Annotated in this window: 1 protein-coding gene; it reads right to left on the bottom strand. The window is 37.5% G+C overall.

What is annotated here, in order from left to right; translation table 11 throughout:
* Window positions 1-191: 191 nt before the first annotated feature.
* On the bottom strand, window positions 192-1,577 hold the full coding sequence (gene pepV / locus ABZA26_RS14275) for a dipeptidase PepV (RefSeq protein ID WP_372715160.1): 1,386 nt from the start codon (window positions 1,575-1,577) through the stop codon (window positions 192-194).
* Between the last annotated feature and the right edge of the window lie 219 nt (window positions 1,578-1,796).

Raw genomic sequence — 1,796 nt, 5'->3', positions numbered from 1 at the left:
TTATTATTTACACTTAAATTTTGTGACTTATTTTACTGGATTTTCACTTCACAAAATTACAGATATCTTTATAAGATACCATATTTTATTTTTAATATGCAAAATTATTCTCAAATTTATATTTGCAGAGAGAAATCATATTTTAAAATAAAAAAAACCGTCTTGGATTGACCTTGACGGGTTTTTTTAACTTATTTTGAAAGCTTGTATATAGCTTCTACATATATTTTTAACCAGGTATCGAGCTTGTCTATCTCCAGATACTCATCTTTCTGGTGCATGTTATCTTCCTGGTCTTTCAGAAGAGAACCAAAGGCCACACAGTTATTTATCGCTCTGGCATAGGTACCTCCACCTATAGCTATAGGCTGGGCCTCACTGTCACCTGTCACATCTTTGTAGACATCCATGAGTGTCTTTACCAGGAAGTGATCTCTTGGAACGTATAGAGGTTCTTTTCCTCCGTGAATCTCCATCGCCATTCCAAAATCTGAAGCACTTTTTTCCAGACCCTGGAGCACTGCTTCTTTTTCAATGGTAACAGGATATCTGATATCAATTGAAATTTCGAGGATATTGTTTTCTAAAGAGATCATCCCTATGTTCAGTGTGAGCTCTCCGGAATCACGGTCTTCAAAAGCTATTCCCATTGATTTTCCGTCAGTCTCCATCTGTATTTTTTCAGAAAAAAATCTTGCTATATCTTCTAAAGCGCCCCCTCTATACCCAGATTCAGATATTAGTTTCATCAGGGCTGATACGGCATTGTATCCTTTGTCCACTCTGGAAGCATGAGCAGATTTACCTGCTGATGAGATAACCAGACTTCCGGATTTTTCTTCTACTTCCACAGTATAGTTTTTATTCTTATTAAATGCAGAGACATGGTCTGCTATCACTTTTCCGGATTCTTCTGAAATCTCCAGAAAAGCTTTTTCCGAAACTGAATTAAAGGCATTTCCGCCATTTACTCTGATCTTCTCTCCGTCCTCATATTTTTTTTTCAGGATTACCTGCATGATACCTTTTTCTGCAAAGGTAACAGGGAATGTAGAATCAGGAGTAAAAGAAAGGGCCGGCTGAGGCATTTTCAGTTTTCCGAAATAATGATCCATACATCCCCAACCTGTTTCTTCATTGGCTCCGAGAATCATTCTTATTTTTTTTCCTGTTTTGAGTCCAGACTCCTTTATAGCCTTCATTGCGTAAAGACAAGTTATCATAGGGCCCTTGTCATCAAGGACACCTCTCCCGTATATTTTACCATCTGCTATCTCACCGGCATAGGGAGGATGACTCCAATCCTCGCCTTCCGGGACCACATCTACGTGTCCTAGTATACCTATAGTCTCATCTCCAGATCCGAAATCTATATGACCTGCATAATTGTCAAAATTTTCTACCTCAAAACCCATACTCTTTCCGAGATCAAGAAAATATTTCAGTGCTTCTGCAGGACCTTCTCCAAAAGGCTTACTAGGAAGAGGAGGCTCCTCCACACTTTTTATCCTTATAGCTTCTTGTATAGCATTTATTACATCTTCTCTGTAACTCAGAGCTTTTTCCTGTAAGTTCATCCAAGTATCCTCCCAAAATTATTTTTTACAGATAAAATTATAACATATAACAACTTGACTTGCGAAGATTTCAATCGGAAATTTTTGGATAAAATACTGAATTTATTCGAAAGTCTGTCACTTTTCCTTGATGAAAAGTAACCAAAAATCAAGGCCTGTGAAAAATAAGCTAAATGCCCTTGGAAATCCAAGAAAAAATCAAAACTCGCTTTGCTCAGA

Source organism: Ilyobacter sp. (genome assembly GCF_041583315.1).
Classification (GTDB): Bacteria; Fusobacteriota; Fusobacteriia; order Fusobacteriales; family Fusobacteriaceae; genus Ilyobacter.
Note: the sequence above shows the minus strand (reverse complement) of the source record. Positions and strands in the feature narration are given on the sequence as shown.

Bases quoted from the DNA above. Each gene is read 5' to 3' on its own strand.
- pepV (WP_372715160.1), bottom strand. From the start codon at position 1,577: ATGAACTTACAGGAAAAAGCTCTGAGTTACAGAGAAGATGTAATAAAT.